The sequence below is a fragment of the Ancylobacter sp. genome (assembly GCF_965279025.1).
In the GTDB taxonomy this organism is placed as follows: Bacteria; Pseudomonadota; Alphaproteobacteria; order Rhizobiales; family Xanthobacteraceae; genus Ancylobacter.
In genome coordinates this window covers 1,886,205-1,912,663 of record NZ_OZ257132.1, presented here as the reverse complement: position 1 = coordinate 1,912,663, position 26,459 = coordinate 1,886,205, and the positions used below count along the sequence as shown (strand labels likewise).

At 68.2% G+C, this 26,459-nt stretch carries 25 protein-coding genes; 13 read left to right on the top strand and 12 right to left on the bottom strand.

Annotated elements, in window-relative coordinates; translation table 11 throughout:
* Positions 1-14: 14 nt before the first annotated feature.
* The gene (locus ACQY76_RS08890; protein WP_428032517.1) at positions 15-830 is read left to right on the top strand and encodes an amidohydrolase family protein; all 816 of its coding nucleotides are present in this window, start codon (positions 15-17) and stop codon (positions 828-830) included.
* Complete coding sequence (locus ACQY76_RS08885; RefSeq protein WP_428032516.1) at positions 827-2,431, top strand: gamma-glutamyltransferase family protein; 1,605 nt, start codon at positions 827-829, stop codon at positions 2,429-2,431. Before ACQY76_RS08890 ends, ACQY76_RS08885 begins: the two co-directional genes overlap by 4 nt.
* A gap of 23 nt (positions 2,432-2,454) precedes the next feature.
* Here ACQY76_RS08885 and ACQY76_RS08880 read toward each other — a convergent pair whose 3' ends face one another.
* From ACQY76_RS08880 to ACQY76_RS08850, 7 genes are read right to left on the bottom strand one after another with little or no spacing between them, the layout of a single operon-like run.
* On the bottom strand, positions 2,455-3,045 hold the full coding sequence (locus ACQY76_RS08880; protein ID WP_428032515.1) for a GAF domain-containing protein: 591 nt from the start codon (positions 3,043-3,045) through the stop codon (positions 2,455-2,457).
* An 8-nt stretch (positions 3,046-3,053) separates the two neighbouring features.
* Positions 3,054-4,556, bottom strand: a complete 1,503-nt coding sequence (locus ACQY76_RS08875; RefSeq protein ID WP_428032514.1) for an amidohydrolase family protein — start codon at positions 4,554-4,556, stop codon at positions 3,054-3,056.
* Entirely contained in the window at positions 4,553-5,611 is a 1,059-nt protein-coding gene (locus tag ACQY76_RS08870) for an ABC transporter ATP-binding protein (RefSeq protein WP_428032513.1), read from the bottom strand. Before ACQY76_RS08870 ends, ACQY76_RS08875 begins: the two co-directional genes overlap by 4 nt.
* Positions 5,608-6,588 carry an ABC transporter ATP-binding protein gene (locus ACQY76_RS08865; protein ID WP_428032512.1) on the bottom strand — a complete coding sequence of 327 codons (981 nt, stop codon included), beginning with the start codon at positions 6,586-6,588 and terminating at the stop codon, positions 5,608-5,610. The genes ACQY76_RS08870 and ACQY76_RS08865 overlap by 4 nt, the downstream gene beginning before the upstream one ends.
* Positions 6,585-7,529 (bottom strand): ABC transporter permease, encoded by a 945-nt coding sequence (locus ACQY76_RS08860; RefSeq protein WP_428032511.1) that lies wholly within the window; start codon positions 7,527-7,529, stop codon positions 6,585-6,587. The genes ACQY76_RS08865 and ACQY76_RS08860 overlap by 4 nt, the downstream gene beginning before the upstream one ends.
* Positions 7,526-8,509 carry an ABC transporter permease gene (locus ACQY76_RS08855; RefSeq protein ID WP_428032510.1) on the bottom strand — a complete coding sequence of 328 codons (984 nt, stop codon included), beginning with the start codon at positions 8,507-8,509 and terminating at the stop codon, positions 7,526-7,528. The genes ACQY76_RS08860 and ACQY76_RS08855 overlap by 4 nt, the downstream gene beginning before the upstream one ends.
* A 23-nt stretch (positions 8,510-8,532) precedes the next feature.
* Positions 8,533-10,134, bottom strand: a complete 1,602-nt coding sequence (locus ACQY76_RS08850) for an ABC transporter substrate-binding protein (protein WP_428032509.1) — start codon at positions 10,132-10,134, stop codon at positions 8,533-8,535.
* Between the two features lie 293 nt (positions 10,135-10,427).
* Here ACQY76_RS08850 and ACQY76_RS08845 point away from each other — a divergent pair, with 293 nt between their 5' ends.
* From ACQY76_RS08845 to ACQY76_RS08795, 11 genes are all read left to right on the top strand, one after another.
* The gene (locus ACQY76_RS08845) at positions 10,428-11,201 is read left to right on the top strand and encodes a maleate cis-trans isomerase family protein (protein ID WP_428032508.1); all 774 of its coding nucleotides are present in this window, start codon (positions 10,428-10,430) and stop codon (positions 11,199-11,201) included.
* A 5-nt stretch (positions 11,202-11,206) separates the two neighbouring features.
* On the top strand, positions 11,207-11,872 hold the full coding sequence (locus tag ACQY76_RS08840) for a GntR family transcriptional regulator (RefSeq protein WP_428032507.1): 666 nt from the start codon (positions 11,207-11,209) through the stop codon (positions 11,870-11,872).
* A gap of 222 nt (positions 11,873-12,094) precedes the next feature.
* Positions 12,095-13,189, top strand: coding sequence for an extracellular solute-binding protein (locus ACQY76_RS08835; RefSeq protein WP_428032506.1), 1,095 nt, complete (start codon positions 12,095-12,097; stop codon positions 13,187-13,189).
* 42 nt (positions 13,190-13,231) lie between these two features.
* Positions 13,232-14,074: an ABC transporter permease gene (locus ACQY76_RS08830; RefSeq protein WP_428032505.1), complete on the top strand. Its 843-nt coding sequence runs from the start codon at positions 13,232-13,234 to the stop codon at positions 14,072-14,074.
* The gene (locus tag ACQY76_RS08825; protein WP_428032504.1) at positions 14,071-14,910 is read left to right on the top strand and encodes an ABC transporter permease; all 840 of its coding nucleotides are present in this window, start codon (positions 14,071-14,073) and stop codon (positions 14,908-14,910) included. Before ACQY76_RS08830 ends, ACQY76_RS08825 begins: the two co-directional genes overlap by 4 nt.
* Positions 14,911-14,912: 2 nt before the next feature.
* On the top strand, positions 14,913-15,983 hold the full coding sequence (locus ACQY76_RS08820; RefSeq protein ID WP_428032503.1) for an ABC transporter ATP-binding protein: 1,071 nt from the start codon (positions 14,913-14,915) through the stop codon (positions 15,981-15,983).
* The gene (locus ACQY76_RS08815; RefSeq protein WP_428032502.1) at positions 15,980-17,485 is read left to right on the top strand and encodes an amidohydrolase family protein; all 1,506 of its coding nucleotides are present in this window, start codon (positions 15,980-15,982) and stop codon (positions 17,483-17,485) included. The genes ACQY76_RS08820 and ACQY76_RS08815 overlap by 4 nt, the downstream gene beginning before the upstream one ends.
* Positions 17,482-17,958, top strand: coding sequence for a GAF domain-containing protein (locus tag ACQY76_RS08810; protein ID WP_428032501.1), 477 nt, complete (start codon positions 17,482-17,484; stop codon positions 17,956-17,958). The genes ACQY76_RS08815 and ACQY76_RS08810 overlap by 4 nt, the downstream gene beginning before the upstream one ends.
* A 38-nt stretch (positions 17,959-17,996) precedes the next feature.
* The gene (locus tag ACQY76_RS08805) at positions 17,997-19,229 is read left to right on the top strand and encodes an amidohydrolase family protein (RefSeq protein WP_428032500.1); all 1,233 of its coding nucleotides are present in this window, start codon (positions 17,997-17,999) and stop codon (positions 19,227-19,229) included.
* 9 nt (positions 19,230-19,238) lie between these two features.
* Positions 19,239-20,462: an amidase gene (locus ACQY76_RS08800; protein ID WP_428032499.1), complete on the top strand. Its 1,224-nt coding sequence runs from the start codon at positions 19,239-19,241 to the stop codon at positions 20,460-20,462.
* Entirely contained in the window at positions 20,459-21,160 is a 702-nt protein-coding gene (locus tag ACQY76_RS08795; RefSeq protein ID WP_428032498.1) for a TetR/AcrR family transcriptional regulator, read from the top strand. Before ACQY76_RS08800 ends, ACQY76_RS08795 begins: the two co-directional genes overlap by 4 nt.
* Before the next feature lie 36 nt (positions 21,161-21,196).
* Here ACQY76_RS08795 and ACQY76_RS08790 read toward each other — a convergent pair whose 3' ends face one another.
* From ACQY76_RS08790 to ACQY76_RS08770, 5 genes are all read right to left on the bottom strand, one after another.
* Positions 21,197-22,033, bottom strand: coding sequence for a sugar phosphate isomerase/epimerase family protein (locus tag ACQY76_RS08790; RefSeq protein ID WP_428032497.1), 837 nt, complete (start codon positions 22,031-22,033; stop codon positions 21,197-21,199).
* Positions 22,030-23,535, bottom strand: coding sequence for a tripartite tricarboxylate transporter permease (locus ACQY76_RS08785; RefSeq protein WP_428032496.1), 1,506 nt, complete (start codon positions 23,533-23,535; stop codon positions 22,030-22,032). The genes ACQY76_RS08790 and ACQY76_RS08785 overlap by 4 nt, the downstream gene beginning before the upstream one ends.
* A gap of 1 nt (position 23,536) precedes the next feature.
* A complete protein-coding gene (locus tag ACQY76_RS08780; RefSeq protein ID WP_428032495.1) occupies positions 23,537-23,989 on the bottom strand; it encodes a tripartite tricarboxylate transporter TctB family protein in 453 nt (150 codons plus the stop codon).
* 10 nt (positions 23,990-23,999) lie between these two features.
* A complete protein-coding gene (locus tag ACQY76_RS08775) occupies positions 24,000-24,986 on the bottom strand; it encodes a Bug family tripartite tricarboxylate transporter substrate binding protein (RefSeq protein ID WP_428032494.1) in 987 nt (328 codons plus the stop codon).
* A gap of 118 nt (positions 24,987-25,104) precedes the next feature.
* Entirely contained in the window at positions 25,105-26,337 is a 1,233-nt protein-coding gene (locus ACQY76_RS08770; RefSeq protein WP_428032493.1) for a YncE family protein, read from the bottom strand.
* Positions 26,338-26,459: the final 122 nt, after the last annotated feature.

Genomic DNA, 26,459 nt, shown 5'->3' with positions numbered 1-26,459 from the left:
CGTGCGACTGCCACATGCACATTTACGGTCCAGCGGAGACCTATCCGTCGGCGCCGAATTCGCCCTTTCCCCCCGTCGCCGGCGGCGACATCGCCGCCTATCTGAAGGTGCGCGAAACGCTCGGCCTCACCCGCGCCGTGGTGGTGCAGCCCTCGGTCTATGGTTTCGACAACCGCGCCACCCTTGACGCGATGGCGATCCTCGGGGAAGACGCGCGCGGCGTCGCCGTGGTGCCGCCCGATGTGAGCGATGCCGAGCTTGAACGGTTGACCCGCCTCGGCATACGCGGCATCCGCTTCTTCATGATCGGCGGCGGCGCGCTTGGCTGGGATGATCTGGAGCCGCTCGCCGCCAGGACCGCCGCGTATGGCTGGCATGTGCAGATGCAGATGGACGGGCGCCTTCTGCACGAGCAGGCCGACCGCCTCGCCCGCCTGCCGGGCACGCTGGTGATCGACCATAATGGCAAGTTCCTGGAGCCCGTCGGCCTCGACCATCCCGGCTTCACGGCGTTGCAGCGCCTGCTCGACGGCGGGCGCACCTATGTGAAGACCTCCGGCGTCTACGAGACCTCGCGAGTCGGGGCGCCCGGCTACAGCGATGTCGCCGCGCTGGCCCGCGCGCTCATCGCCCACGCCCCGGAGCGCTGCCTGTTCGCCACCAACTGGCCGCACCCCTCCAAGCCGGGCAACCCGCCGGACGATTCCGCGCTGGTCGATCTCTTCCGCGACTGGTGCGGCAGCGACGCGGTGGCCGCAAAAATCATGACAGACAATGCGGCGACGCTGTATGGCTTCGCCACCCCCAAGGTTGAGGAACGCCTTCCGTGATTTCGACCCAGCGCACCGACTTCTTCGGCCCCGCCCGCCCGACGCTCTTCGCCCGCGATGCCGCCATCGCCACCTCGCACCCGCTGGCTACGGCGGCAGGCCTCGAGGTGCTGCAGGCCGGCGGCAACGCCATGGACGCGGCGCTGGCGGCGGTGGCGACGCAATGCGTGGTCGAGCCGGCGATGACCGGGATCGGCGGCGACTGCTTCGTGCTGTACGCCCCCAAGGGCCAGCCGACCGTGGCGCTGAACGGCAGCGGCCGCGCGCCGATGGCCGCCAGCGTCGAGGCGCTGAAGGCCGCCGGCCTCACCAGCGAGATTCCGCGCACCAGCCCGCATGCCGTCACCGTGCCGGGGGCAATTTCCGCCTGGACGCGGCTGCATGCCGACTATGCCAGCCTGCCGCTGGACCGGCTGTTCGCCCGCGCCATCGATTATGCCGAGAACGGCTATCCCGTCACCCAGCGCGTCGCCTTCGACTGGGCGGATGATGCGCCGCTATTGGCGCAGGACGACAATGCCAGCGCCTTCTTCCTCAAGGACGGCAAACCGCTCGTCGCCGGCGACCGGCACGCCCAGCCTCTGCTCGGCCAGCGCCTGCGCGATGTCGCGGCCAGGGGCGCCGCCGCCTTCTACGAGGGCGAAACGGCGCAGTCCGTCGTGCGCTACCTCAACAGCCTCGGCGGGCTGCACACGCTGGAAGACTTCGCCGCCATGACCGACGGCGCCTTCTACACTACGCCGATCTCCAGCGAGTATCGCGGCTACACGGTCGAGGAATGCCCGCCCAACGGTCAGGGCCTCGCCGCGCTGATGATCCTCAACATCCTGCGCGAGTTCGACCTCGGCGAGGGCATGTCGCTCGCCGACCGGGTGCATCTGCATGCCGAGGCCGGCAAGCTCGCCTATTACAACCGCGACGCGCTGCTCGCCGACCCGGCGGCGATGACAGTATCGGTGGAGACGCTGCTCTCGGCCGAGACCGCCCGCCGCCTTGCCGCCCGCATCGACATGGCCCGCGCCCTGCCGCCGGCGCTGTGGGACGAGCCCGAGCACAAGGACACGGTCTATATCAGCGTCGTCGACCGGGACGGCAACATGGTGTCGTTCATCAACTCGCTGTTCCACGGCTATGGCTCGACGCGCATCGACCCGGCCACCGGCGTGCTGCTGCATTCGCGCGGCGCCTCGTTCCGGCTGATCGAAGGCCACCCCAACGCCATCGCCCCCGGCAAGCGGCCGATGCACACCATCATTCCCGGCCTGCTGCGCAGGGATGGCGAGGCCGTCGGCGTGTTCGGCGTGATGGGCGGGCAGTACCAAGCCTCGGGCCAGGCGGCGCTGCTCTCCGGCCTGCTGGACCGTGGCCTCGACCTGCAGGCGGCGGTGGATGCGCCGCGCTCCTTCGCCTTCAATGGCGAGCTGGATATCGAGACCACCTATCCCGACGGCCTCACCGCCGAGCTGGAGGCACGCGGCCACCGGGTGAAGTTTGCCGTCGAGCCCATTGGCGGGGCGCAGATCATCCTGCGCGATCCCGTCAGCGGCTTCCTCATGGGCGGCTCCGATCCCCGCAAGGATGGCTGCGCGCTGGGCTTCTGAGCCGGCGCCGACCGATCAGGGAGTCACGGGTTCCACGGCCCGAGGCTCTCCGCCACTTCCGCCACGCGTGCCGGGCCGCCCAGCCCCATCCACACCGCGGCGGCGCAGGCGACGAACAGCTTCTGCACCCGCATGTCGGTCTCGTCATAGATATAGCGGGCCTGCGAGGCGGTGTTGAACATGCCAATCACCTCGCCCTTCCACATGACCGGCACATAGATCGAGCAGCCGACGCGGCCGGTCTTGATGATCTGGCGGAAGATCGGGTCGACATCGGTGTTTGGCACCACCGCCGCCTGCTTGGTCTGCACCGCGTGGCCGGGCCGGCTGTCGGTGACGGAGATGCGGGCCCGCCCGAGGCCGAAATTGTCGGCGAAGACAATCATGTGGTCGCGGCTCGGGGCGATGAAGAAACAGGCGGAAACGACGAACTGCGTTTCGCCGGGCTTCAGCGCGCCGGGCTGGTGGACCGCTTCGGGATCGCCCAGCAGGCCGCGCGTGGCGTTGGTGAAATGGCGCACGCCCTCTTCCGGGTCGCTCTCGCGCCACGCGGCCTCGTTGGCATCGTGCAGCACCTCAATGGCGCGGGCGTGGAAATCGGCGGGACGGGTCATGATGTCACTCAGTGGCTGAAGCGGGCGGGGAAGGTGTCCGGCGCGATGTCCATGCACTGGCAGCGCCGGTAGATGCGCTCGTAATGCGGGGCGATGCGCTCCACATCGACCTCCGAGGCGGAAAGCTGCGGCTCGATGCGGCTGTGCGCCTCGCGGATTTCCGCGATGATCGCCGCCTCGTCGATGCGGGTCAGCATGCCGTCGCGCTCGATCACCGCGCCATCGACCATGACGAGGTCGACCTCGGCCCGGCTCGCCGCATAGACCAGCTGGTTCACCGCGTTGTTGAGCGGGGCGAAGGGAATGCTGTCGAGCCGGTAGCCGACGAGATCGGCGACGCGCCCGGCTTCCACCGCGCCGAGTTCCTTATCGCGGCCCAGCGCCCGCGCCCCGCCCATGGTCGCGGCGTAGAACGCCTCCTCGGCGCCGACCCAGTCGGTGTGCTCGCCGCGCAGCTTCTGCAGCAGCGCCGTCAGATAGAGCGCGTTCTGCATGTCGGTGCCCTCGATGGAGCCGCAGCCATCGGTGCCGAGGCTGACATTCACCCCGGCCTTCAGCAGTTCGCGCACCGGGGCGAGACCCGAGCCGACCTTCAGATTGGAGGGCGGGTTGTGCTGGATCGACACGCCGGTGCGCGCCAGCAGCTCGATCTCGCGCGGGTTGAGCCAGATGCCGTGGATGAACGCCGTCTTCGGCTTCATGAAGCCGATGCGGTGGAGATACTCGATCATGGTCGAGCCGTAGAACAGCTGGCCGGTCACCACCTGCATCCGCGTCTCCTGCACATGGATCATCAGCGGCAGGTCGAAATCGTCGGCCATGCGGCGCACGTCGAGCAGGAAGTCCTGCGTGCAGCGCTGCGGCGCCGAGGGCGCGGCCATGTAGGCGACGCGGTTGGTGGAGGGGTGATGGTCGCGCGCCAGTCCGCGCACGAAGTCGAGCAGCTCGGCCCCGCTATACATGCGGGTGCCGTCGAATTCGGCCAGCAGGTCGCTCGGAAATTCCTCGTCGACGAAGGGCACGGCGCGGAAGAACGGCTTGTCGAACAGGGTGATGCCGACATTGGCGCGGATGCCGATATCCTCATAGGCCTGGAACACCTGCTCGACATGGTCGGGGCGGATGCGCGGGCTCTGGTTGGTGTCGTCGCACAGGGTGGTGGTGCCGCTGCGCACCGCCTCGATGGCGCCGATCATGGTGCGCAGATAGACGTCGCGCGGCGTCAGCTCGATCGGCTTGAGCGGGCGGACATAGTTCATCCAGAGCTCGAGCGGCAGATTGTCCTTGCGACCCTTGTAGAAGCCCTCATGGCTGTGATGGTGGCCGTTGATGAGGCCCGCCGTGATCAGCAGGTCGTGCCCGTCGATCACCGTCCCGGCGGCGGGTTCGCGGGCGCCGGCGGGACGGATCTCGGTGATCAGCCGGCCATCTATCTCGATGTCGACCGGGCCGGGCGTCGGGGCGGCGTTCGCGCCGGTGAGGGCGTGGCAGTTGAGGATCGTGGTCTTCACGCGGCGTCTCCCGATGTGGCGAGGCAATGTTCGGCGGCGGGTGGACGGGACGGCAGGCGGCCCTCCTCCACGGCATGGCAGGCGACGCAAACCGCCTCGACGCGAATGGGCCGGGGCCGCTCGCGGGCGCAGCGCTCAGTGGCGAGCGGGCAGCGCGGGTGAAAGGCGCAGCCCGAGGGCGGGTCGAGCGGGCTCGGCACCTCGCCGGCAAGCCGGGCGCGGGTGCGGTTCGGGGCGCGCGGGTCCGGCACCGTGTCGAGCAGCAGCCGCGTATAGGGGTGCAGCGGCCGGGCGAGGATCTGCGCGGCGTCGCCCTGCTCCACCAGCCGGCCGAGATACATCACCCCCATCGCGTCGGCCATGTGGGCGACCACGGCGAGGTTGTGCGAGATCAGCAGATAGGTCAGCCCGCGCTCGCGCTGCAGCCGCTTCATCAGATTGAGGATCTGCGCCTGCACCGACACATCGAGTGCCGAGGTCGGCTCGTCGCAGACCACGAAGGCGGGGTTCGACGCCAGGGCCCGGGCGATGGAGATGCGCTGGCGCTGCCCGCCGGAGAACTGGTGCGGAAACTTGGCGGTGTCGCCGGGTGACAGGCCCACGGTCTCCAGAAGTTCCGCCACCCGCGCCTTCAACGCCGCGCCCGGCTTCATCAGGCCATGGGTGAGGATCGGCTCGGCGATGATGCGGCCGATCCGCCAGCGCGGGTTCAGGCTGGCATAGGGGTCCTGGAAGATCATCTGCAGATTGCGGCGATAGGGCATGGCGGCGTGGCGGGTGCGGAACCCCGCAATGTCGACGCCCATGAAAGAGACGGTGCCGCCGCTCGGCGGCTGGATGCCCGCTATGGTACGGGCGATGGTGGACTTGCCGCAGCCGGATTCGCCCACCAGCGCGAAGGTGGAGCCCCGCGCCACCTCGAACTCCACCTCTTCCACCGCATGGACAGTGCGCCGGCCGGTGCCGGTGAACAGCCGCTTGAGCAAGGGCGGCGAGGCGTCGAAGCGCACGGTGAGCCGGTCGACCGAGAGAAGAATGTCCTTCGCCGTGCTCATGCCGCGCTCCGTGCCGAAGGGTCGGCCAGCCAGCAGGCGACCTCGCTGGCGCCGGCGGTAAAGGTCGGCGGGCGCTCACGCGCGCAGCGGGCCAGCGCCTGCGGGCAGCGGGGATGGAAGGCGCAGCCGGCGACGGGCGCATCGGGGCGCGGCATGGAGCCGGGAATCTGCGCCAGCTCCGCTTCCCGGCGGTGCATGTCCGGGATCGAGGCCATCAGCCCGCGCGTATAGGGATGGGCGGCGTCGGCGAGCAGGCTGGCGGTCGGGCCGATCTCGACGATGCGGCCGGCATACATCACCGCCACCCGGTCGGCGACCTCGGCGATCACGCCCATATCGTGCGTCACCAACATCACCGCCGTGCCGCGCTCGCGGCACATGGCGCGCAGCAGGTCGAGGATCTGCGCCTGGATCGACACGTCGAGCGCCGTGGTCGGCTCGTCGGCGATGATGAGGCGCGGCTCGCAGCTGAACGCCAGCGCCAGCACCACCCGCTGGCGCATGCCGCCGGACATCTCATGCGGGTAGCTCGCCAGTCGCTCGCGCGGGGCGGGAATGCCGACCTCCGCCAGCAGGCGCGCGGCGCGCTCCACCGCCTCGGCCTGCGTCAGGTCGAGATGGGTGCGGATGGTTTCGACGAGCTGATCGCCAATGCTCATCAGCGGGTCGAGGCTGGTCAGCGGGTCCTGGAAGACGGCGGCGATCTCCTTGCCGCGCAGCGCGCGCAGGGCGTCCTCGTCCAGCGTGTCGATCCGCCGCCCGTCGAACAGGATGCGGCCACCCGCCTGCGTAGCGGGGCGTTCCAGCAGGCCTAGCACGGCGGTGCCAGTGACCGACTTGCCGGCGCCGGATTCGCCGACGACGCCGAGAATCTCGCCCGCCGCGATGTCGAAGGACACGTCGTCAATGGCGGTCATCGCCCGGCCACGCCGCGCGATCTCGACCTTCAGGCCCTGGACGGAAAGCAGCACGCTCATGACGAGAGCTTCGGGTTGAGCGCGTCGCGCAGCCAGTCGCCGAAGATGTTCACCGATAGCGACAGCAGCACCAGCAGCAGCCCGGGCAGCGCGCTGATCCACCAGTCGCCGGAGAACACGAACTCGTTGCCGATGCGCACCAGCGAGCCGAGCGAGGGCTGGGTGGAAGGCAGGCCGACACCGAGGAAGGACAGCGTCGATTCCGTGAGGATCGCCAGCGCCAGGTTTATGGTGGCGATCACCAGCACCGGCCCCAGCACATTGGGCAGGATATGCGAGACCAGGATGCGCGGCGTGCTTACCCCGGTCACCTTGGCCGCCAGCACATATTCCCGGCTGCGTTCCACCAGCACCAGCCCGCGCACGGTGCGGGCATATTGCACCCAGAACGAGGCGGCGATGGCGGCGATGAGGATCGGCACGGCAAGTTCCGCGTGAAGCTCCGGCGGCATCGCAGTGCGCGCCACGCCATCGATCAGCAGCGCGATGAGGATGGCGGGAAAGCTCAGCTGCACATCCGCGGCGCGCATGATGAAGGCGTCGAGCACGCCGCCGAAATAGCCGGCCATGAGCCCCAGCAGCACGCCGGCGAGCGCGGCGGCGGCGACGCTGGCGAGGCCCACCACCAGCGAGGTGCGCAGCCCGTAGAGCATGGCCGAGAGCATGTCGCGGCCCTGCGGATCGGTGCCGAGCGTGTAATAGTCGCCGAACATTCCCTCGCTGGCGGGCGGCAGGCGGGCATCGGCGGCATTGGCGGCAGCGGGGTCGAAGGCGTCATAGGGCGCCAGCACCGGCGCGCCCATCGCCGCCACCAGCAGAGCGAGGCCAACCAGCGCGGCGAGGATCGCCACCGGCGAGCGGCGGAAGCGATAGGCGACATCGCCTTGCCAGAAGCCGCCCAGCGCGCGGCCAATTCCCCCCAGACCCGTGCCGGCGCTCATGTCGTCCTCCGGACAGCACCGCCGGCCCGCACGCGCGGGTCGATGGCGACATAGGCGAGGTCCACCGCGAGGTTGATGACGGCGAAGCACAGCGCGATCAGCACGAGATAGGCGGCCAGCAGCGGCACATCGGCGAACTGGATCGCCTGGATCACCAGGAGCCCGAGGCCCGGCCACTGGAAAACGGTCTCGACGATGATCGAGAAGGCGAAGACATTACCGAATTGCAGGCCGATCATGGTCACCACCGGCACCAGCGTGTTGCGCAGCGCGTGCCGGTACTGGATGGCGCGCGGGTGCAGGCCCCGCGCCCGGGCGAAGCGGATGAAGTCGGCGCGCATCACCTCCAGCATCTCCGCCCGCGCCAGCCGCATGATCAGCGCCAGCTGGAATATGCCGAGCGTGATGCTGGGCAGCACGAGCGCGCGCAGGCCGCTCACTGTGAGCAGCCCGGTGCTCCAGCCACCGACCTCCACCACCTGCCCGCGCCCGAAGGAGGGCAGCCAGCCGAGCCAGACCGAGAAGAACAGGATCAGCGCGATGCCGATCAGGAATGTCGGCAGCGCCACGCCGATCAGCGAGGCCGCCATCAGCGCCTGCGCCGCCCAATGATCGCGGTGCAGCGCGGTCCACACACCCAGCGGCACGCCGAGGCCGGTGGCGACCAGCATGGAGATCAGCGCCAGTTCCAGCGTCGCGGGAAAGCGCTCGGCGATCAGCGTCGAGACCCTCTGGCCGAAACGGTAGGAGATGCCGAAATCGCCGGTCAGCGCGTTACCGACGAAGCGGGCGAACTGGAGTATGAAGGCGTCATCCAGCCCCAGCGCCGCCCGCATCGCCTCGCGGTCGGCGAGGCTGGCGCTCTGCCCCACCATGTTGTTGACGGGGTCACCGACATAGCGGAACAGCGAGAAGCTGACGAAAGCCGCGACCAGCAGCACCAGCACGGTCTGCCCGAGCCGTCCGAGAACGAAACTCATGTCGCGGCCTCCCCGTCACGCGGTCAGTCGACGTTGACCCATTTCAGCTCCAAGCTGTCATCCGAGCGCTGGACGACCTTCACGCCCTTGCGCACGCCCCAGGCGAGGCCGGCCTGATGCACCGGGATGTGGCCGTAGTCTTCCTTGTCGAGAGTCATCGCCTCGGCGATCATGGCGTTGCGGGTGGCGGGGTCGATTTCGACCTCGATCTTCTGCGTCAGCGCGTCGACCTTGGGGTTGGAGTAGTTGCCGATATTGTAGGTGCCGACCTTCTCCACCGGCGTGTTCATGGTGTCCTGAAGCGTCGAATGGGCGTCGTAGCTCAGCGGCTGCCAGCCGAGCATGGCGAAGGAGGTGTCGCGGGCCAGCACCTTCTCGAAGAATTTGGAGCGGGTCTGCGCGTTCAGCGTCACCTTCAGGCCGACACGGCCGAGCATGCCGACAATGGCCTGGCAGATGCGCTCGTCATTCACGTAGCGGTCGTTGGAACAGTCCATGGTGAAGGTGAAGCCGTCGGGATAGCCGGCCTCGGCCAGCAGCTTCTTCGATGCCTCGGGGTCGTAGGGCGCGGCCCGGGCGTCGAGCTTGGCGTCATAGCCATTGATGCCCGGCGCGATCATGGTGCCGGCGATGTGCGAGGTGCCGCCCATGATGCGGTCGCGGATCGCGTTCATGTCGATCGCCTGATAGACCGCCTGGCGCACCTTCCTGTCCTTGAAGGGGTTCTTGCCCTTCACGTCGGAGTTCTGCAGCTCGTCGCGGTGCTGGTCCATGTTGAGGAACATGGTGCGCAGCTCGGCGCCCTTGAGCACCTGCGCGCCGTCGGAGCTCTCGATGCGCGCGACGTCCTGCTGCGGCACCGGGTAGACCATGTCGACCTCGCCCGAGAGCAGGGCGGCGACGCGGGTGGCGTCGGACTGGATCGGCGTGAACACCACCTTGGCGACGTTGGAGGTCTTCTCGCCCCACCAGTTCGGGTTGGGCACCAGCTCGGTCTTCACCCCGGCCTGGCGCGAGGCGATCATGAACGGCCCGGTGCCGTTGGCGTTGGTGGAGGCGAAGTTCTCGACCTTGGCCTTCACGCTCGCCGGCGCCGTCGCACCGTTCTTCTCCGCCCAGGCCTTGCTCATGATGTAGGTGGAGGTGATCTGCACCGGCAGGATCGGGTTGGGCTTGCCCATGACGAGGTCGACCGTGTGGTCGTCCACCTTCTTGATGTCGGTCACCGAGGCCACCGTATAGGCCATGTCGGAGCCGTCCTTCTTCACCCGCTGCAGCGAGAAAATCACGTCGTCGGCGGTCAGCGGCGTGCCGTCGGCGAACGTCACGCCCTCGCGCAGATGGAAGCGCCACACATTGGGTTCCGGCTGCTCCCATTTGGTGGCGAGCGCCGGCACCAGCTCCAGCTTCTTGCCGCGCCCGACCAGCGGCTCATAGACCTGCCCGAGCCAGGACAGGGTGAAGGTCTCGGCCAGCGCGTGCGGGTCGAGCGAGGCGGGGTCGACGCGGTAGGCGTAGCGGAAGGTCTTGCCCTCCTGCGCCACGGCGGGCGCCGGGAGCAGAGCCGGCGCGGCGACGAGCAAGGCAGCGGAAAGCGCGGTGGTCAGCAGGATCGACAAGCGCATGACACGGCTCCTGGAAGGATTTTTTGAATTCATTATCGTGCCTGAAGTCTGCAACAACTAAGTGTTCACTTAAATACCAAATTGTAGGCAGCGCGCGGGAAGCCGAAGCGGCCGCGTGCCGCACGGCGCGCCACACCCTGCGCAAAAACGATGCAAAAGCGTCTATTCAGATCTGTTGAACCGGATTGACGAACGCCGGCACTCAGGGCAAGACCAAGAGAGACCGGCGCCGCCAGCGATGAGACGCGCGCGACGCCGTCTGCTCAACGCCGCTCATGTCGGGTCATTTTTGAATGCAAAATGTCGTCCCCTCCCCCCGGCACCTGATCGGCATGCTGACGCCCTCCTCCAACACCGTGCTGGAGCCCTATACGGCGCGGATGCTGGAGCCGCTGTTCCCGAAGGTCTCGGCGCATTTCGGGCGGTTCCGGGTGACGCGCATCGCGCTCGACGACAGCGCCTCGGAGCAGTTCCGCCAGGAGCCCATCCTCGCCGCCGCCGAATTGCTCGCGGATGCGCACACCGACATCATCGCCTGGAACGGCACCTCGGCAAGCTGGCTCGGCTTCGACACCGACGAGCGGCTCTGCGCCGAAATCCACGCCCGCACCGGCGTGAAGGCGACCAGCGCCATCCTGAGCCTCAACCGGCTGATTGCGGCGCGCGGCGTGAAGCGGCTGGGGCTGGTGACGCCCTATACCGGCGATGTCGGCGAGCGCATCGTCGCCAACTACGCCTCCATCGGCGTCGAGGTTGTGGCGGGCGCGCATTGCGGGCTCTCCGACAATTTCTCCTTCGCCGAGATCGACGAGGACCGCATCGGGCAGATGTGCGCCGAGGTTTCCGGCGCCGCGCCGGACGCCATCGCCATCGTCTGCACCAATATGCGTGGCGCTCTGGTGGGCGCGCAGGTGGAACGGGCGCTGGGCATCCCGGTGTTCGATTCCGTCAGCACCACGCTGTGGGGCTGCCTGCAGGCGATGGGCGTTGCCACCGACGCGCTCGCCCCCTTCGGCTCGCTGTTCGCCGCACCCCCGCCGGCGGGCATGGCACGTCCGGCGCGGTGATGTCGATGGCGAGCCCGACGACCGCGCCGGAAGAGGCGGGCACGCTGCACGAACAGATCGTCACCAAGCTGCGCGCCGTGCTGCTGAACGGCGAACTCAGCGACGGCGCGCGCATCCCGGAGGCGCAGCTCTGCCTGCGCTTCGGCATTTCGCGCACGCCGCTGCGCGAGGCGCTGAAGGTGCTCGCGGCCGAGGGCTTCATCGAGCTGCGGCCCAACCGCGGCTCCATCGTCGCGCCCATCGACCCGGTGGAGGTGGCGCATCTGTTCGAGATGAAGGGCTCGGTCGAGCACACGATCGGCCGCCTTGCGGCGGTGCGGGCAACGGCCGAGGACGCCCGGCGGATCGAGCAGGCACATGCCGCGCTGGGCCACCCTCCCGACCCGGCCGCCTACACCGCGCTCAACCAGGAATTCCACCGCGCGCTGGCGGCGTCGACGCAGAACCCCATCCTGCTGCAGACCTATGACAATCTGCAGAAGCGGGTGCTGCGGCTGCGCTTCGTGGTCAATGAGAACCCCGCGCGCGTCGCCCAGTCCTTCGGCGAGCACGAGGGCATCATGGTGGCGTTCCGCGCCCGGGCGCGGCTCGATCTCGCCGAACGGCTGGAGGAGCACAACCGCCTGACCGGCGAGGCGGTGATGCGTACGCTCAAGAGTGAGGGCGGTTGAGGGGCTGACCCGTGCCGCAGATCGAATTTTGGGCAGCCCCTGCCCAGCCGGCGCGCAGCGCCTGCCCGCATCTCTAAAAAGTCAGTCGCGACAGCCATTTACAGTGCAAACGCCCGACCAATCATTCGGCTTTACGGCCCGCGCCGCGCGCTACAGACTAAGTAAACACTTAATTGCATCGCCCTTGAGCCCTTAACGCGCCCCGCGCATCGGAGCCGCCCCATGTCGATGACCCGCAGAGCCTTCAATCGCGCCGCGTTGACCGGCACCGGCCTCGCCGCCACCGGCGTGCTGACCGGCGGCCTCATCACCCCCGCCCGCGCCGCCGACCGGCTGCTGGTGGTGCAATGGGGGGCGAACTGGATCGAGGTGTCCAAGCAGATCACCGCCGATTTCAACAAGACCAACCCGACGCAGATCGCCTGGGAGCTGCATTCGGGCGGCGCGGCGGCCGTCGTCGCCAAGATCAAGGCGGTCTGGCCCAACACCCAGTACAATGTGCTGTCGGTGTGGGACCCGGTGTTCCGTGCCATGATCAAGGAAGACTGGCTGCTGCCGATCGACGAGAGCATCGTCACCAACCTCAAAACCATCCCCGACCAGTTCATCCAGAAGAACGACAAGGGACAGAAGATGTCCGTGCCGCTGTCGACGGCCGGCGCGTTCTGGGGCTATCGCGAGGACATGCTGCCCGGCGGCTTCACCTCGGTCGAGGACCTGCTGCGCCCTGAATTCAAGGGCAAGCTCTGCGTCCCCTACCCCATCGGCCTCACCGGCCTGTTCATCGTCAGCTGCGCCATCCAGCGCGGCGGCAGCGAGAAGAACGCCGAGCCGGGCTGGGACCTGGTGAAGGAACTGGCCGCGAAGGGCCAGATCGGCATGATCGCCACCAATAATTCCGAGTATATCAACGCCATGGCGTCGGGTGAATATTCAGTCGGATTCTGGAACAATGGCGGCTGGTTCGCCACCGCCAAGAACTTCCCCGTCAAGCTGAAGAACCGCATGCCCGACAACAAAGGCTTCCTCTACAATGAAGGCTTCTGCGTGCTGAAGGGCGCGCCGGAGAAGGCCGCCTTCGAGTTCGCCAATTTCTTCGCCGAACCGAAGATGAACGAGCTCTACAACATGAATCTCGGCTCCGGCCCGACCCAGCCTTCCGCCAAGACCAACCCGATGCTGGCGGACTGGTACTACACGCCGGAAGAACTGCCCAAATATGCCTATTTCGCCGATTTCGCCTATCTTGGCTCGGTGATGAACGAGTGGAACGCGCGCTGGGAACGCGAGATCGTTCCGCTGGTACGGCGCGGCTGAGCAATGGCGCGGGCGGGCGGAACGGCGATGAAGCGGCCGGGAATGACGGCGGCCCTGCTGTGGCCGGCGCTGGTCATCATGGCGCCGCTGCTGCTCGGCCCGCTCTTCGCGCTCGGGCATGAAAGCCTGAAGCCGTTCATCGGCGGGCGCATCGGCGGCAATGATGCCGGCGCGCTTACGCTGGACAATTACGCCCAGATCGCCGCCCCGGAATATGTGCGCTACTTCCTCGACACCTTCCGGGTCGGGCTGATCAGCTCGGCCTTCGCGCTGGTGCTGGGTTTTCCCATGGCGCATTTCATCGTGCGCCGCGCGGCGCCCACCCTGCGCCGCGTGCTGATCGGCGGGCTGGTGGGCACGCTGTTCCTCAGCCTCATCGTGCGGGTCTACGCCATCGCCATGACCTTCGGCACGAACGGGCCGCTCTCCGGCTTCAGCCGCCTGCTCGGGGTCCGGCCCAGCAGCCCGGACGGGGCGGAGCTTATGGTGGTTCTCGGCCTGATGAACACCACCCTGCCGCTCGTCGCCCTCACGCTCATCGGCACGCTGCAGAACATCAATCCGCGCCTTGAAGAAGCGGCGATGTCGCTCGGCGCGCCGCGCTGGAAGACCTTCTTCCAGGTCACCGTGGCGATGAGCCTGCCGGGGCTGCTCTCCGCCGGCATCATCGCCTACGCCTTCTGCATCAGCAATCTGGTGGTGCCGATGCTGGTCGGGCGCGGCTTCATCCTGTTCGTCTCGAACCTGATCTATTTCCGCTTTTCCGAGGTCGCCAACTTTCCCGGCGGGGCGGCGCTGTCGATCGTGATGATGGTGGTGTCGGTGACGCTGTTCTACGGGCTCCTGCACCTCGTGCGCAGCAATTGGCAGGAGGCCGGCAAATGAGCGGGCTCTCGGTCGGAAAGCGCCTGGGCGATGCCGTGTTCGAAGCGGCCTATCTCTCGCTGGTCACGCTGTTCATTGCCTTTTCGGTGATTCCCATCGTGGTCGCGGTGGTGCTGTCCTTCGACGCGCGCGGCTTCATCGGCCCCTTTCCGCCGACGCAGTTTTCGCTGCGCTGGTATGAGAGCTTCATGGCCGACAGCTATTATCATGACGGCCTGGTCACCAGCCTGATCGTCGCCACCGTCGCCACCCTGGTTTCCACCGTGGCCGGCACCCTCGCCGCCATCGGGCTGAGCCGGGCGAGCTTTCGCGGCCGGGGCGCGCTGCAGGCGGCGCTGCTCTCGCCGCTGGTGGTGCCCAATGTCGTGCTCGGCTTCGGCATGCTCATCTTCGCCAGCCGGCTCGGCATCATCGACGGCATGACGCGGCTGATCATGGGCCACATCCTCATCACCTTTCCCTATGTGATGCGCACCACGGCGGCGTCGCTGGTGGGCATCAAGGCGAGCTATTACGAGGCCGCCCTCAGCCTTGGGGCGAAGCCGTGGAAAGCGCTGGCCCAGGTCACCCTGCCGCTGGCGCGCACCGGCATCTTCGCCGGCGCGGTGTTCGGCTTCGTGACCTCCTTCGACGATGTCGGCGTCAGCCTGTTCCTCACCGACGCCTTCACCTTCACCCTTCCGGTGGCGATTCTCGCGCAGATGCGGGCCAATCTCGATCTGACGATCGCGGCGCTGTCGGTCATCTTCATCGTGGCGACCGTGTTGCTGATCGTGCTGCTCGACCGCCTGGCGGGGCTCGATGCGATTGTCGGGCGCGGCGTATACGGGCGTTGAGCATGGCAGTCCTCGAACTCCAGAACATCACCAAGCGCTTCGGCAGCGCGGCGGCGGTCGACAATGTCTCCTTCGAGGTGGCGCGCGGCGAGATCGTCGCCCTGCTCGGACCCTCGGGCTGCGGCAAGACCACGACATTGCGCATGATCGCCGGCTTCGAGTGGGCGGATGAGGGCCGCATCTTCATCGGCGGCGCCGACATGGCGCTGCGCCAGCCCTATGATCGCAATGTCGGGCTGGTGTTCCAGGATTACGCGCTGTTTCCGCATATGAGCGTGGCGCAAAACATCGCCTTCGGCATGAAGAACCGCAACGTGCCGCGCGCCGAGATCGGCCGGCGCATCGGCGAGGTGCTGGACCAGGTGCAGCTGCCCGGCATTGCGGAGCGCCGGCCGAACCAGCTCTCCGGCGGCCAGCAGCAGCGCGTCGCGCTCGCCCGGGCGCTGGTGACCCGGCCGGACATCATGCTGCTGGACGAGCCGCTGTCGAACCTCGACGCCAAGCTGCGCCTGCAATTGCGGCGGGAAATCCGCACCATCCTGTCGACCTTCGACTGCACCTCCATCATCGTGACGCACGACCAGGAGGAAGCAATGGGCCTCGCCGACCGCATCGTGCTGATGAACAAGGGGCGCATCGAGCAGATCGACCCCCCGCAGGACCTCTACCAGCGCCCGAAGACATTGTTCGCCGCCGATTTCATCGGCCATGCCAACTGGATCGGCGGCACGCTCGCCCATCGCGGCGGCGGCGCGGGGACGGTGGCCACCGCCCTCGGCAGCATCGGCGTCGCGCCGGGCACCGTTCCGGAAGGCCGGGTGACGCTGTGCATCCGGCCCGAGCGGCTTGCCGTGCTGGAGGACGGCGCCGCCACCGACACCCGCCTCGCCGCCGTGGTGGAGCGCCACGACCCGATCGGCGCCGACCTGCGCATCTGGTCGCGCCTCGCCGACGGCACGCTGGTGCAGTCGCTGGAGAAGAATATCGGCCGCGACCTGCCCGTCCCCGGTGCGGCGGTCACGCTCGGCTTCCACCGCGCCGACTGCATCGTGCTTCCCGGAGACCGGCCATGACCGCGCGTTCCACCCGGCCGCAGGCGATCCGCGGCGGTCTCATCGCCTTTCCGGCCGAGGGCACGGTCCGCGCGGCCGATCTTCTCATCGAGAATGGCCGCATCGCCGCCATCGTCGACCCGGAGGCGCCGCTGCCGGACGAGGCCGAGAGCGTCGACGCCACCGACCGGCTGATCACCCCCGGGCTGGTGAACGCCCACACCCACAGCCATCTCGCCATCGCCAAGGGCATGGCACGGGCCTGGACGCTGGAGCTGCACCTGCATAACGGGCCATGGACCGGCGGCGGGCAGAATGTGGACGACCGTTATCTGCTGGCGCAGGCCTCGGCCGCCGAGATGCTGCTGAAGGGTTGCACCGCCTGCTACGATCTGGTGCTGGAACTGCCCACCCCCTCGCCCGACGGCATGTTCGCCACCGCCGCCGGCTATGCTGATGCCGGCATGCGGGCGGTGGTGACGCCCATGCTCGCCGACCGCACCTTCTGGCAGGCCATCCCCGGCCTGCGCGACGCGCTGCCGGAGGGCGCGCGGGCGGCTGTCGACTCCATCATCCTCGCCTCTTCGGACACCGCGCTCGCGGCCTGCGAGCGGGTGCTCGCGGAATGGCCGCACGACCGGGCGCAGGTCCGCCCCGGCCTCGCGCCCACCATCCCGCTGCACTGCTCCGACGATTTCTGGCGCGGCGCCCGCGCGCTGGCCGACCGATATGGCGCGCCGATGCACGCGCATCTCGCCGAATCGAAGATCCAGGCGCTCGCGGGGCAGGCCCGCTACGGCATGAGCCTGACCGCCCATCTCGACCGGCTGGGCATTCTCGGCCCCGATTTCACCGCCGCCCACGGCATCTGGCTGGACGGCGACGACCTCGCCCTCCTCGGCCGCCGGGGCGCCGCCATCGCCCACAACCCGTCCAGCAATTTCCGCCTCGGCAGCGGCATCGCCAATGTGCCGGCCATGGTGGCCGCCGGCGTGCAGGTGGGGCTCGGCAGCGATGCCTGCAGCTGCTCGGACCACCAGAACCTGTTCGAGGTGATGCGCCTCGCCTGCTATCTCTCGCGCACCGCCTCCTTCGATCCCGACGACTGGCTCACCCCGGCCGACGTGTTCGCCATGGCGACGCGCGGCAGCGCCCGGACGCTGGGCATGGCGGACCTGATCGGCGACATCCGCCCGGGCCTCGCGGCCGACCTCGTCTTCCTCGACCTCGGTTCGGTGAACTTCACCCCGCTGAACGATGCGCTGTACCAGCTGGTCTTCGCCGAGGAGGGCCGCAGCATCACCCGCGTCATGGTCGGCGGGCGCACCGTGGTGGAGAACGGGCGGCTGACCAGCCTCGACTATCCCGCCCTGCGCGACCGGCTGAACGCCCGCGCCCGCGAAATTTTCGCCGCCAACGCGCCGCGCCGCGCCCAGCTCGCGGCCATCGAACCCTTCGTGAAGCATTTCTGCGTCGGCCTCGCGCAAGGGCGCATCGAACTCGCCGGGAGCCCCACGCCATGACCGCCACCGCCGCCGACCTCATTGCCGCCTTCGCCCCGCTTCTGGCGGAGCTGCGCGCGCGCACCGGCGCCCTGCGCTGCACCGTGCGCATCGACCATCCCGCCCTCGGCCTTTCCGCCAACGTGCCCTGCGCCGAGGTGCTGGCCCCCGGCGCCGCCTCGATGATGGCCAGCGCCTCGGTCGACCATCGCCGGGCGAAGACGCTGCGCTGGATCGAGGCGAACCGGCGCACACTGGTACAGGGGGACGTGTTCGCCGACCCCGCTTTGTCGCCGCCGCGGGCGCTGATGGAAGTCTTCGGCACACGCTCGCAGATGGTCGCCCCGCTGATCGGCCGCGACGGCTACATGTTCGGCTGGGTGTCCGCCCATTGCGCGGAAGGCCCGAGACTCTTCAGCGCCGCCGATGTCGCGGCCATCGAGGACACGCGCGACGCCGTTCTCGCCGTGCCAAATATGCCGCTGGATATCTGACTGCACGCCCGCAACCCCGCCCGGAGGAGCCTGCGCCGATGGACCTGATCGTACGGAATGCCCGCCTGCCCCACGCGCCCGAGCGCACGGTCGATATCGGCATCGAGCGCGGGCGCATCGCCGTTGTCGAGGCCGGCCTCACTGCCGAAGGCGAGGAGCTGGATGTCGGCGGGCGGCTCGTCTCGCCCGGCTTCGTCGAGAGCCATATCCATCTCGACAAATCCTGCATTCTCGACCGCTGCCAGTCGGAGCATGGCGACCTGAAGGAAGCCATCAGCGAGGTCGCGGCAGCCAAGTCCGGCTTCACGGCGGAAGACGTCTATACGCGGGGCAAGCGCACGCTGGAGAAGTGCCTGATGCAGGGCACCACCCATATGCGCACCCAGCTGGAGGTCGATCCCGGCATCGGTCTGCGCGGGCTGGAAGGCGTGCGGCCACTGATCGAGGAATATCGCTGGGCCATCGATATCGAGATCTGCGTCTTCCCGCAGGAAGGCCTGCTCAACAATCCAGGTACGGACGAGCTGATGATCGCGGCGCTGAACAACGGCGCGCGGGTGGTCGGCGCGGCGCCCTACACCGACAGCGACCCGCACGGCCAGATCGACCGGGTCTTCGAGATGGCGCGTGAATTCGATGCCGACATCGACATGCATCTCGATTTCGGCCCGAGCGCCGAGACGCTCGACCTCGATTATGTGTGCGCCATGGCGGATCGCTACCGCTGGGGCGGGCGCACCGCCATCGGCCATGTCACCAAGCTGGCGGGGGCGAGCCCGACCCGCTTCGACGCGGCAGCCCGGCGCCTGCGCGATGCCGGCGTCGCCCTCACTGTGCTGCCTTCCACCGACCTGTTCCTGATGGGTCGCGACTGCGACTGCAACCAACCGCGCGGCGTCACCCACACCCACAAGCTGATCCAGCACGGCGTCAACTGCTCGCTGTCGACCAACAACGTGCTGAACCCGTTCACGCCCTTCGGCGACTGCTCGCTGGTGCGCATGGCGAACCTCAACGCCAATATCTGCCATATCGGCGCCGCCGCCGACATGCGCGAATGCTTCAACATGATCACCGAGCGCTCGGCCCGGCTGATCAACGCCCGCGACTACGGGCTCGCTCCGGGCAATTCGGCCGACTTCGTCGTGCTGGACTGCCAGACCAGCGAGGCGGCGGTGGCCGAGCTCGCCCCCGTCCTGTTCGCCTATAAGCGCGGACGACGCACCCTGACGCGGCCCGCCGCGACCCTGCATCGCCCGCCGCTCAACTGAGACAGACGCATGCCGCTTGCCGACCTCCCTGACCGCCCGCCGGCCGACCCCTTCGGCGCGTTCTGCCACGAGAACCACGTGGCCCTTCGCGCCACCGGGGCGGGCCCGCTGTCGGGACTGTCCTTGGCGATAAAGGACGTGTTCGACATCGCGGGCAGCCGCACCGGCTTCGGTCACCCCGCATGGCTTGCAACCCACGCTCCGGCCCCGGCGACGGCGGAGGCGGTGGCGCGCCTGCTGGCGGCCGGCGCCGACCTGTGCGGCCGCACGCTGAGCGACGAGCTCTGCTACTCGATCTCGGGCGAGAATTTCCATTACGGCATGCCGATCAACCCCGCCGCCCGCGACCGACTGCCCGGCGGCTCCTCCAGCGGCTCCGCCGTAGCGGTGGCCACCGGGCTGGTGGACGTCGCCCTCGGCACGGATTGCGGCGGCTCGGTACGGGTGCCCGCCGCCTATTGCGGGCTGTTCGGCATGCGCCCGACCCATGGCGCCATTCCACTCGCCGGCGTCGCACCCTTCGCGCCGCGCTTCGACACGGTCGGCTGGTTCGCCCGCGACGCCCACCTGCTGCAGCAGGTGGGCGAGGTGCTGCTCGGGCCCGCGCCATCGGCCGGCTTCGACCGCCTGCTGATCGCGCAGGACGCGTTCGCGCAGAGCGACCCGCACGTCCGTGCCCTGCTGGACGGCGCCGTGGAGAGGCTCGCCGGGCTACTCGGCCCCGCCGCCCCGGTCCGGCTGAGCCCGGACGGCCTCGAGGGATGGCTCGACACCTTCCGCACCGTGCAGGCGTGGGAAATCTGGCAGTCGCTCGGCGGCTGGATCGACGAGACGAAGCCGGCCTTCGGCAGCGGTGTCGGCCAGCGGCTGGCCGCCGCCCGGCTCATCGGCACGGAAGAGGCCGCGGCGGCGCGGGCTCGGGCCGACATCATCGCCGCGGCGCTGGCGACGACCATCGGCGAGGGGCTGGTGTGCCTGCCGACCACGCCCGGCCTGCCGCCGCTGCGCGCCACCGCTTCCGCCGAGATCGAGACCGCCTATCGCGCCCGCGCCATGCAGCTGCTGTGCCCCGCCGGGCTCGGCGGCCTGCCGCAGCTCACCATTCCGGTGGGAACGGTGGATGGCGCACCGGTGGCATTGTCGATCATGGCGCGGCGCGGCAAGGATGTGGATCTGCTGGATCTTGCGGTGCGGGCCTTCTCCGGCCTGCCGATCATGCCGGAGCGCCCATGACATCCGCCAAGCCCGCGAGGGGTGACGACCAGCCGGAGACGCCCGTCGTGCCGGCGCCGGCGCGCATGCCGGCCAAGCGCAACGCCACGGCGACCCGCCAGCGCATTCTTGAAGTCGCCATGGCTGAATTCGCTGAGCACGGCTTCAGCGGCAGCCGCATCGAGCGCATCGCCGCCTCTGCCGCCGCCAATGTGGGGATGATCTACCATTATTTCGGCAACAAGGACGACCTGTACCTCGCCGCGCTGGAGGCTTCCTACAAGATCATCCGCGACCGCGAGCAGACGCTCGATGTCGACCATGCCAATCCGCGCCAGGCGCTGCAGGCGCTGGTCGAGCTGACCTTCGACTTTCTCAGCACCGATCCGCATTTCGTCCGGCTGATCATGAACGAGAACCTGATGATGGGGCGGACCGCCCGGCGGTCCGCCACCATCCCCTACATGACACGGCCGCTGCTGGAGCAGTTGCGCACCATCCTCGCGCGCGGCCAGAAGGAGAAGATCTTCCTGAAGGAAGTGGACGCCGAGAACCTTTACGTGTCGATCCTCGGCCTCTGCTTCATCCACGTCTCCAACCGCTACACGCTGAGCAGCATGTTCCAGCATGATTTCGCCGAGCCGGACTGGCTGGCCAAACGCCGGGCCATCGTGGTGGATGTCGTCACCAGCTACATCGTCACCAAGGGCGGCAAGTGACGTCGCGCCTTCGGCTTCGCGGGCCGGAGACGGCGCTCATACGGGCTCGCGCGAGATGGACTGCTCGGCGATATCGGCGATGATCTCGCGGCCGCGCAGCATGTCCTCGATGCCGAGATAGTCCTGCATGTAGTGGCCGCGATAGCCCCGCTTCTCCAGCTCGCGGAAGATGTCGGCAAAATCGACGTTGCCGGTGCCGGGATAGAGATGCTCCTCGATCTCGCCCCGGTTGTCGGCAAGCCGCACCTCGCCGCAGCGGCTGAGGTCCATCACGTCGAGAAAGCCGCGAATGCCGCATTCCAACATGTGGGCGTGGTTGGTGGTGAAGGCCCAGCGCAGCGCCGGCGAGGTCAGCCGGTCGAAATAGAAAAGCGCCTCCTCGGGGTCGTGCACCAGATACTTGACCTCGGCGCCGGCGGGCTCCGGGTTCATGTTCTCCAACAGGATGGTCATGCCCTCGTCTTCGGCTATCGCGCTCATGCGGGCGAGCCGGGCGACGGCGACCTCCATCCGCTCGCGCTTGTCGGCGGTGAAATGATAGCCGCCATGCATGATCACCCAGCCCGCGCCGATGGCCTTCGCGGCGCGCAGATAGGCGGTCAGGTAGGCATCGGTCGCCTCGCTTAGGAAGGGCGAATCCTCGGCGACATTGACCGCCGACAGCGTGTGCAGGCCCAGCGTGATGCCGGCCTCGGCGATCTTCTCCCGCGCGCGGGCAAGGCGGGGATTGGCGGGGTCCAGCAATGCCGGATCGGGATCGAGGCAGATATTGAGGAAGCGCACATCATTGGCGATCGCCCAGTCCAGGCCGGGCTCCAGCCCGATCCGGCGGTTGAGGTCGATGCCGATACGGGAGCGGAAATCGTTGTTCATGGGGCTTCTCCTGCGCTCACCGGGCGCGGACGGGAGGCGAGATATCCGGCAATGACCGGGATGGCGATGAAGAGGACCGCCGCGATCATCAGCGCCGCCGCGATCGGGCGGTTGATGAAGATGAAGGCGGTGCCGTGCGACATGGTCAATGACTGGCGCAGCGAGCTCTCGAACATCGGCCCGAGCACCAGGCCCAGCACCATGGGCGCGGCCGGCCAGTCGAACCGCTTCATCCCCCAGCCGAGCGCGCCGAAGCCCACAACCAGCCAGCAATCCTCGAGGCTGTTGGCCTGCGAGAACACCCCGACCAGGCAGACGGCAAGGATCGGCGGGTAGAGCCATTTGTAGGGCACCTTGAGCAGGCGGGCGAACAGGCCGGCAAGCGGCAGGTTCATGATGAGCAGCAGCACGTTGCCGATATACATGCTGGCGATCACCGCCCAGACGAGGTCGGCGTTCTGGGTGAACAGCTCCGGTCCCGGCCTCAGCCCGAACATGATCAGCGCACCGAGGATGATGGCGGTGGTGCCGGAGCCGGGGACGCCGAGCGCGAACATCGGCACCAGCGCGCCGGCGGCGGCGGCGTTGTTCGAGGCTTCCGGCCCGGCGACGCCCTCGATGGCGCCCTTGCCGAACTCCTCGGGGTGGCGGGAGACCTTCTTCTCCATGATGTAGGCGATGAAGCTGGCGATGGTGGCGCCGGTGCCCGGCAGCACGCCGACCAGAAAGCCGATAACGGAGCCGCGCAGGATCGGCATGCGGCTACGCCGCCAATCCTCCCGCGTCGGCAGCACGTTCTTCACTTCTGCCACCGGCCGCGCGGAGGCCGTGGTGCAGGTCGCCAGCACTTCGCCCACCCCGAACAGGGCGACGGTGAGGACGATGAACTCAATGCCGTCGAGCAGCCACACCATCCCGAAATCGAAGCGCGAGACGCCGCTCTGCGGGTCTATGCCGATGGTCGCCAGCAGCAGCCCGGCGACGCCGGCCGCCACGCCCTTCAGCACCGAACGCCCGCTGACCGCCGCAAGCGCGACAAGGCCCAGCACCACCAGCGCGAAATATTCCGGCGGGCCGAAGGCCAAAGCGGCCTGCGCCAAGGGCGGCGCCAGCAAAGTGAGCCCCAGCGTGGCGATGGTGCCGGCGATGAACGAGCCGATGGCGGCGATGCCGAGCGCGGCACCGGCCCGCCCCTTGAGGGCCATCTGGTAGCCATCGATGCTGGTCATCACCGTCGAGGACTCGCCGGGAACGCTGATCAGCACCGAGGTGATGGTGCCGCCATATTGCGCGCCGTAATAGATGCCGGCGAACATGATCAGCGATGCGGTCGGGTCGCCGCCGAAGGTCAGCGGCAACAGCAACGCGATCGCGGCCGACGGGCCGATGCCCGGCAGCACCCCCACCAGCTGCCCGAGAAACACGCCGATGAAGCACATCATCAGGTTGGTTGGTGTCAGGGCGGTGCTGAAGCCACCGCCGAGATCCATAAGCGCTTCCATGTCAGCTGTCCCAAGGCATGAGCGGGAGGGGCACGGCCAGCCAGTGCGCGAAGATCAGCACCAGGCTCGCGGTGACCGCTGCGGCCACCACGGTCGATCGCAGCAACGGCAGCCGCTCGACATAGAGATAGATGAACATCATCAGGCCGAAGATCGGCAGCACGAAGCCGATGAAGCCGAGGCTCGCCACCGCGGCCACCAGCGCGCCGAGCACCAGCAGGGATTTGGTCAGCGGCTCGCGCTCGTCGTCCTCGGGCTCGCCGAGCAGCAGCGAGAAGGCGATCGCCACCGAGAGCGCGAGGAGCAGCGCCCCATAGACCAGCGGCAGAAATCCCGAATCCGGCGCGAAGCCGGACCACAGGGGATATTGCAGCGAGCCGATCACCCAGTAGAGACCGAGCAAGGCCCAGCCGACGGCGAAGATCATGTCGCCGGTCAGAACACGATGTCTCATCGACCTCTCCTCAGGCGGGCTTGGCCAGCAGGTCGCGATAGAGTTTTTCCTGGGCCGCGAGGAAGGCGACGAAATCGGCGCCGGCGATGGGTGCCTCGGTGGCGATATTGTCCGCGATGTACTTCTTCATCGCCGGCGACGCCGCGACCTTTTCCATCACTCCCTGCCAATAGAGCTGGGCCGCCGGGTCGACATCTTTCGGCACGGCGATGCCGCGCCACATCTGGAAGTTCGGCACGTCGAGGCCGATCTCCTTGAAGGTCGGCACATCGGGAAAGGCGGTGAAACGGCTGTCACGGAACACGCCGAGCGGGCGTACCTTGCCGGAGGCGAGTTGGCCCATGAACTCCAGCGGATTGCCAATCGTGCCGTCGACATGGCCGCCGAGCAGCGCGGTCAGCGATTCACCGCCGCTGTTGAAGTTGACCGGATTGATGTCCTTGCCCAGCGCGCGGGAGAACACCGTGATCGCCATGACATCGGTGGTGCCGCCGGTGGAGAAATTGAAAGTCTTGGTCGGCTTGGACTTTATGTCCGCAATCATGTCCTGAGCGGTCTTGTACTTTGAATCGCCGCTGACGAAGAGCAGGAAGTCGTCGAGCATGAAGTTCATGATCGGCTGCACTTCGGACAAGGTCCGCGCCGCCGGGTTGAGGATCGGCGTGATCTGCGTCGTGCCGTTGATCAGGATGATGGTGTTGGGGTCCTTGCGCCGGCTGGCCGCGACATAGCCGATGCCCACGGCTCCACCGCCGCCAGGCCGGTTGTTCAGCATCAGCGGCTGCGGGATGAGCTTTTCCTCGACGATGATCTTGCCGACGATGCGCGCCAGCAGATCCGAGCCGCCACCGGCCGCGAACGGAATCACCAGCTCGACATCGCGCGTCGGGGCCCAGCCGCTCTGGGCGGCGGCGGATCGCAGGAAGCCAGAACCGGAAGACAGGAGGCATGCCGAGGCGGCCGCCCCGAGCATTACATCTCGGCGTGAAACGGTCATTGTCCCCTCCCAGGGCACGTTTTAAATCGGCGTCACTTTGGACGCTTTTGAATTATGAATTCAGTTTGACACTTTCTTTAGGGAAAGCAAACTGAATCTTCAGTATTCGCGGGGGAGGCTAAATCTCAATTACTTCAAGGAAATAGGACTCGTTTCCGACGCCCTTCACCCGCGCGATCGGCACCAGTCGCCGCGCCTCCAGCAGCCAGAGCACGCTGCTTGCCGCCGCCCCGCGCGGGCCGCCGGCAACGAGAAGGAGGGCACCGTCCGATGTCACCGCCACGCCGCGTGGGCAGGGCGGTGCGCCGTCCTCGCCCGTGAGCTCGACCCGACCTGCCTCGCTCCATGTGCCCCCCCGTCCACGCTCGAGCCGCGAGACGGTGCCTGTCCGGTAGCCGGCGACATAGGCGCTTGCGCTGTCGGGCGCGAAGGTGACGCCCATGGGACGGCTCGGCCGCCCATCCCCGCCGCCAAGCTCGGCATGGAAGAGCGCCGGCGGCTTCCCCTGCCGCAGCGCCGCGAGGTCGAGGAAGCTGACCGTGTTACCCTCCACGCCGGTTCGAGGGCATTCGCGCCCGGCAATGGCCGCCTGCGTTCCATCCGGGCTGACGGCGACGCCGAAAGGCCCGGTCGGCAAGGGCAGCCGCGCCAGCGGGGGATGGCCGCCGCCCGAAAGCACATCGGCGAGGCGGAACACGCTCAGCGCGGAACTGCCGCCATCGGCGGTGAGCACAAGGTCCGGTTCACCTCGTGCGATGGCAAGGCCGGCGGGATTGGGAAAGCCGCCGAAGCCTTCATCGGGCGAGGGACGCGGGCACGGGCTGCCGGCATGCGGCATGTCGAAATTGTGCCGCAGCACTGTCGCGGAGACGTCGATGACGCTGATCTGCCGGCCGCCATCCTCGAGGCCCTCGCCTTCACCGGCGGCCACCAGAACATGGCGGCCATCCGGGGCCACGGCGCACCCCACCGGGCCGAACGTACCCGTGGGCAGCAGGGCCTCCGGCGCGGACGCCTTCCCCCCCAGCGTCGCCGTGAGGTCGAAGAGCGCAACCGCGCCGGCATGCCCATGCGGCTGCCCGACCATGGCGACCGGGGAGGTAGCCCCGGCATGGTTGACGACGAGCAGGCGATTGAGCGCCGGCAGCGCCACCAGGCTCACCGGCAGGCCGACCAGCGGCACGCGGGTGCCATCGTGCTCGATCTGATCGGGGGTGACGCGCGGGCGCGAGATCACCGCGCGATCCGTCCCGTCATATGCGGGGTCGAGAGCCGCGTCGATGTCGACGACGGCGATGCTTGGGTCCCAGCGGCCGCTCACGAGGGCGAAGCGTCGCGCGCGCGCACTCATCTCAATACCCCAGCCGTTCTGCCTGCGACCTCGCACGCGCAGCTTGTCGCTTCCACCCCGGGCGGGCAACCCCGCAGGCGCCTCGTCACGCCGGAGCCGCGCGGCGTCAGGCCGCCGCGACG